Origin of the sequence: Devosia sp. (genome assembly GCF_040509215.1) — a bacterium.
In the GTDB taxonomy this organism is placed as follows: Bacteria; Pseudomonadota; Alphaproteobacteria; order Rhizobiales; family Devosiaceae; genus Devosia.
On the sequence record NZ_JBEVLL010000347.1, the window covers coordinates 1 to 5,903 of the forward strand.

A 5,903-nucleotide genomic window follows, 5' to 3' on the forward strand; every position below is an offset into this window, starting at 1 on the left:
GGCGGGAAACCGGAAAAACCTGCCCGTTCCTCATACCACCGCGTCCGGTTGACGCGCGCTATCCTTCGTCAGGAGCCAACGGGCCGACGCCCCGCGAGTTGCGCGGCGCGCGATCACAAGGTGACTATTTCAGTGGCTTGCTCAGATAGGGCGATCCCCGCTCGACAAACCGCCAGGGCGTGTCGACCCCCTTGGTGATGCCGATGCGCAGCCCGGTCGCCACCTCGCGCGGTGCGGAAGCAGCCAAGAGTTGAAACGGCTCTTCATCCAGCGCCAAGCCGTTTTGCGTGAGATCGAGCCCCAGCGCCCCGGCAAGCTTTCCCGGCCCCGAGCAAAGCTGCTTGTCGACCACCCCGCCCCGCCGCTCATGCATGGCGTCAAACCCCGCCGTCGGCCGCAGCGCCCTTATCAGGATGGCGCTACCAGCCAAGCAGACGAAATTCAGGCAAAAATGAATGCCGTAGATCTTGTAGAGATAGGCATGCCCAGCCGGCCCGAACATGGCGACGTTTCTTGGCGTCGGCCCGCGAAAGCTATGCGAGGCCGGATCGCTATCGTCATAGGCCTCCACCTCGACGATTTCTCCACCTACCCCATCAACCAGCAAAGTCGCGCCGATCAGTTCCGGCGCAACCTCCAGCACGGGGCGGTCAAAGAAATCGCGAGTGAGCACGCGCTCAGTCCACCCGCCCCCGCGCCGCGACCTCAACGGTTTCCAGCACCTCATCGCCACGTACCAGCGTGACCGTGTCGAAGAGATTGCTCACCGGGCAGCAGTGATTGGGAATGATGCGGATCACATCACCAATTTTCGGCTTTACCGCACAAGCCGACACATCGAGCGTGCCATGCTCCTCGCTCAGCCCGACGATCTTGGCGTCCGGAAAATCCACCACATAGCCATGCCCTTGCATGCCGAGGAGATCGCTGGTCAGCGTCTTGGTCCCAGCGTCGATAACAGCCCGGCCATCCGTCGGCCGCGAAACCACCGTCGCCAGCACGGTCAGCGCGCATTGCTCAAACGTCGCGGCACCGGCCACAACCTGCGAGCGGTCCATATAGATATAGGTGCCCGGCCGATATTCGGTCGCCACGCCCGCCTCGCTCATATGCCAGATATCGGGCGTGCCGCCCGTCGTGATCTCGGGCAGGGCCACGCCCGCGCCATCGAACAGCGCCTTGGCATCAGCCAGCCACTGCTGGGCTTCCCTATATTTTCCGGCAGCCGGATAAGTCATCAGCCCGGCAAAACTCAGCCCCGGCGCCGCCGCGATTTTCTTCGCCAGTTCCAGCGCCGCAGCGGGCGACTGCACGCCACACCGCCCCATGCCGGTATCGCATTCAACGAACACACCCAGCGGTTTTGCCGGATCGACAAACGTCTCAGCCAGCCCCGCCACCGTCTCTGCACTATCGGCAACGACGCGAATATCTACCCGGTCATGCAGCGCCTTCAGCCGCGCGCGCTTCTTTTCGCCAATGATATTGAAGGTGAGCAAAAGATCGGTCAGCCCTGCATCGGCCATCACCTCGGCCTCGCCCAGCTTCTGCACCGTGATCCCCACCGCGCCCAGCTCCACCTGGCGCTTGGCAAAGCGCGGCAGCTTGTGGGTCTTGATATGCGGCCTGAGCTTAATCCCCGCCTTGTCGGCCGCATCCTGCGCGTTCTTCAGGTTCGCTTCGGCCTTGTCGAGATCGACAAGGACAACCGGGGTTTCGAGTTCAAAAATCGAGGTCATTTGCCCCTCAGCACTTCATCGACAAATCGCAGATTGCCCGCCGTCAGCCCGGCATCGACCGGCAGCAGCGTGCCGGTAATCCCAGAAGCGGCATCCGAACAGAGGAACAGCGCCGCATTGGCCACTTCAACCGGCGTCACCATGCGCCCCAGCGGATAGTGCGGTAGCACATTGTCGAGCAGCGTCGGGTCGGCCGCAAGACGATGGTCCCAAGCCGGCGTCCGCACCGAACCGGGCGCCACGACGTTGGCCCGTACGCCCTCGGCCCCACGCTCGACGGCAATGCCCTTGGCATAGGCCACGAGCCCCGCCTTGGCCGCCGAGTAGGCGGGGTTGCCATAATGCGCGATGGCATTGACCGAAGAAATGAACACCAGCGCGCCACCACCAACCTTGCCCATCGCGGCAATGACCGGATCGGTCAGCGCATAGGCGCCATTGAGATTGATGTTGAGTTCGCTCGCCCAGACGGCATCATCGACCATGCCAAAATGCTCAGCCCGGGTGAACCCGACATTGGCGACCACCGCGTCATAGACGCCATGCTGGGCAATATCGGCCGAAACCGCCGCCCGCGTGCCGGCCATATCAGCCTGGTCGAACAGCACTTTTCGCACGATCTGCAGCCCATCGAGCAGCCCTGCCTCACGATCGGCACCAACCACATTGGCGCCCGCCTCATGAAACACCGCCACGAGCGAGCGCCCGATGCCACCACCGGCCCCGGTGATGAGCACGGTCTTTCCGTCGAGCCGGAAGGGGGAGGTTTGTGTCATTGGTTTTCCCTCATTCGATTGGGGCCTCCCCCAGCAAGCTCAGTGCCTTACGGCCCCTTATAAGCCACGCAGTCGATCTCGACCTTGCAATCCACCATCATGCGGCTCTGCACGCAGGCGCGGGCCGGCGGATGCTCGCCAAAATAGCTCTTGTAGACGCCGTTAAAGCTCCAGAAATCCCGCGGATCATCGAGCCACACGCCGACGCGCACGATATGTTCCGGCCCGTAGCCAGCCTCTTCCAGGATCGCGAGCACGTTCTTGATCGTCAGGTGCGTCTCTTCAACGATGTTACCCTTGACGATCTCGCCATCCTTCATGGCCACCTGGCCCGAAACATAGAGAAAGCCGCCAGCCTCCACGGCACGGGCGAAAGGCAGGTTCTGGCCACCGGCACCGGACTTTTCCGCGCCATAACGCTTGATGGGCATGAGGCCCTCCTTGAGGCAAAATGAAATTCTATTACTCTTTTGGCGCAGGATTGGTCGAAAATATACCCAAAACCCCCGTCCGCCACCCCAAAGAATGTAAATTTCTTACGTGAAGCCCTGCAAACGATATGCTAGTGTCACAATTGCCGACCTGTCTTTCGGCACCTTCATTTGTTCATTTGCTGGAAGCTTCTCGTGCGCGTTTTCACAGCCGCCCTCGCCACCGAGACCAATACATTTTCCCCCATCGCCGTCGACAAGCGCGCCTTTGAAGCTTCGCTCCATGCCGGCCCCGGCGAACATCCGGCGACCCCGACCCTGTGCACCGCGCCGATCACCGTCGGCCGCGAAGTGTGCGCGAGGGAAGGCTGGACCCTGATCGAAGGCAGCGCCTCCTGGGCCGATCCCGCTGGCCTTGTCGCCCGCACCACCTATGAAGAGTTGCGCGACGCCATTTTGGACCAGCTCCGCGCCGCCATGCCCGTGGACGGCGTCGTCCTCGGCCTCCATGGCGCCATGGTCGCGCAGGGCTATGACGATTGCGAAGGCGACATTCTCTCGCGCGTCCGCGAGATCGTCGGCCCGGACATTCTCGTCTGTGCCGAGCTCGATCCGCATAGCCATCTCACCAAGAAGCGCGCGGAAGCCGCCAATTTCTTCGTCTACTTCAAGGAATTCCCGCATACCGACTTCGTCGATCGCGCCCGGGACCTCTGGGACATCGCCGCCCGCGCCCTCAGGCAAGAGATCAAGCCGGTGATGACCGTCTTCGATTGCCGGATGATCGACGTCTTCCCGACCTCGCGCCAGCCGATGCGCGGTTTCGTCGACAAGCTCATGGCGCTCGAAAAGTCCGAGCCGGGGCTCTTGTCCCTTTCCGTCGTCCACGGCTTCATGGCCGGCGACGTGCCCGAAATGGGCACCAAACTGCTGGCGGTCACCGACAACGATCCGGAAAAGGGCGCGGCCCTTGCTGAACAACTCGGCCGCGAACTCTACGCCATGCGCGGCACCACCATGGTGGCACAGGTCGATGAAAAGACCGCCGTCGACGCTGCCCTCGCGGCGCCAAAGGGCCCTGTCGTCGTCGCCGACGTCTGGGACAATCCCGGCGGCGGTACGGCGGGCGATGCCACCGTGCTCCTTGCCGAATTCATTTCCCGCGGCGCCACCGACGTTGCCGTCGGCACCATCTGGGACCCGATCGCGGTCCAGATCTGCTTTGCCGCCGGCGAAGGTGCTGAAATCCAGCTCCGCTTCGGCGCCAAGTCGGCCCCCGATACCGGCAGCCCCATCGACAAGCGCGTCACGGTGAGAAAGCTCGTCCGCGACGCCGAAATGCGCTTCGGCGAGAGCTTTGCGCCCTTCGGGGACGCGGCCTGGATTCACTTCGACGGAATCGATGTGATCCTCAACTCAACCCGCGCCCAGAGCTTTGACCCGAGCCTTTATTCGGCTCTCGGCATCGACCCCAAGTCGCGGAAAATTCTGCTGATCAAGTCGACCAACCACTTCTACGACTCGTTCTCGAAAATCGCGTCCGAGATCATCTACTGCTCGGCCGGCAAGCCCTACCCGAACCGCCCCGCGGAAACCAATTACCGCAAGGCGCGCAAGGATATCTGGCCGATGGTCGAGAACCCCTGGCTCTGAGACAACCCAAGGGCCACGCGAGCTGAGCTCGCGCGGCCCTCAGCCCAAACTCACGTGCGGCACGAAGCGTGAGAGGTTGGCGGTAATGCGCGAGCGATCCTCGCGGATGCCAAGCCCGCAGGCGCGATCGCCGACGATCCAGCTCCCGAGCACAGCAAAGCCGCCCTCGCTTTCAAAGAGCGGCGTGTATTCCTGAATGACAAAACCCTCCGCCCCGTAGTCGCCGGGCGCTGCAGCCAGTTCCTTGCCATTGGTGAAGATCGAGACATTCTCGCCTTCGCGCGACAGCAGCGGCTTTTGCACATAGCTCGACAGCGATGACGCGCCGGGATCATCGGTGAAGAAGGACGGCAGCAGGTTGGGATGATCGGGGTAGCGCTTCCAGAGGAGCGGCAGCAGGCCCTTGTTGGAGAGGACTGCCTTCCAGGCGGGTTCGACAAAGGCGTGTCCCGAGCGCGGCAGATAGGGCGCGAAATTCTCGCGCAGCATGAACTCCCAGGGATAGAGCTTGAAGCAGCGGTCGATGACCCGATCCTCAAGATCGGTAAAGCGACCCAGCGCATCGACGCCGATGTCGCCGATATCGATCAGTTCGACGCGATGCCCGGCCTGCACGGCGCAGTCCATGAGATAGACCGTGGTGCCGCGGTCTTCCTCGTTGTCGGTCTTGGCGGCGAAGTGGAAGATCGGCGCTTTGGAAAACTGGCCAAACGCCTCGATAAGGCTTTCCTGCACCGAATTGAACTGGTCGGCATCGGCAGGCAGCACGCCGGCTTCGATCTGGTCGATCAGCCAATTGTATTGGAAATAGGCCGTCTCAAAGATCGAGGTCGGGGTATCGGCATTGTATTCAAGCAGCTTGACCGGTCCCGCGCCGTCATAGGCGAGATCGAACCGGCCATAGAGGTGCCGGTCTTCGCGCTCCCATGAATCGCGCACGAGATCGCGCAGCTCTTCGGGGATCGCCAGTTGGTCGAGTGCTTCTTCGCTCGAAACGATATCGCCGACGAGGTCCATGCACATTTCGTGCAGTTCCTGGCTCGGCGCCTCGATCTGCTCTTCGATTTCCTGGAGCGTAAAGGCATAGGCGACGTCGTCGAGCCAGTAGGGCTCGCCATACATCTCGTGGAAGCCGAAGCCGACTTCGCGCGCCTTGTCGCGCCAGCCCTGGCGTTCGGGATAGGTTATGCGTTTCATACCTAACCGCCGAAACTGAAGCCGCCGCCCCCGCCAAAGCCCTGACGGACGACGGTGCGCGTATTGACGTTGACGGGCTGCATGTTCTGGCGCGACGGGGCAACCAT

General features: G+C 62.3%; 6 protein-coding genes and 1 pseudogene. 1 reads left to right on the forward strand and 6 read right to left on the reverse strand.

Features of this window, described 5'->3' with window-relative positions; all coding sequences use genetic code 11:
* Positions 1–124: 124 nt before the first annotated feature.
* The 4 genes from ABW043_RS19770 to ABW043_RS19785 are packed head-to-tail and all read right to left on the reverse strand — an operon-like array spanning position 125 to position 2,946.
* Positions 125–727: a DNA-3-methyladenine glycosylase gene (locus ABW043_RS19770; RefSeq protein WP_353922918.1), complete on the reverse strand. Its 603-nt coding sequence runs from the start codon at positions 725–727 to the stop codon at positions 125–127.
* Entirely contained in the window at positions 678–1,739 is a 1,062-nt protein-coding gene (locus ABW043_RS19775; protein WP_353922919.1) for a D-TA family PLP-dependent enzyme, read from the reverse strand. The genes ABW043_RS19770 and ABW043_RS19775 overlap by 50 nt, the downstream gene beginning before the upstream one ends.
* Positions 1,736–2,515 (reverse strand): SDR family oxidoreductase, encoded by a 780-nt coding sequence (locus ABW043_RS19780; protein ID WP_353922920.1) that lies wholly within the window; start codon positions 2,513–2,515, stop codon positions 1,736–1,738. Before ABW043_RS19780 ends, ABW043_RS19775 begins: the two co-directional genes overlap by 4 nt.
* 47 nt (positions 2,516–2,562) lie before the next feature.
* Entirely contained in the window at positions 2,563–2,946 is a 384-nt protein-coding gene (locus tag ABW043_RS19785) for a RidA family protein (protein WP_353922921.1), read from the reverse strand.
* A 195-nt stretch (positions 2,947–3,141) separates the two neighbouring features.
* Between ABW043_RS19785 and ABW043_RS19790 the strand changes: the two genes are divergently transcribed.
* Positions 3,142–4,599 carry a M81 family metallopeptidase gene (locus ABW043_RS19790; RefSeq protein WP_353922922.1) on the forward strand — a complete coding sequence of 486 codons (1,458 nt, stop codon included), beginning with the start codon at positions 3,142–3,144 and terminating at the stop codon, positions 4,597–4,599.
* Positions 4,600–4,638: 39 nt separating this feature from the next.
* On the opposite strand, the gene ABW043_RS19795 is transcribed toward ABW043_RS19790, so the two are convergent.
* Both ABW043_RS19795 and ABW043_RS22950 read right to left on the reverse strand, forming a co-directional pair.
* Positions 4,639–5,796 (reverse strand): glutathionylspermidine synthase family protein, encoded by a 1,158-nt coding sequence (locus ABW043_RS19795; protein WP_353922923.1) that lies wholly within the window; start codon positions 5,794–5,796, stop codon positions 4,639–4,641.
* A 2-nt stretch (positions 5,797–5,798) separates the two neighbouring features.
* Positions 5,799–5,903 (reverse strand): annotated as a pseudogene (locus ABW043_RS22950) (DUF1190 domain-containing protein); the annotation flags it as partial.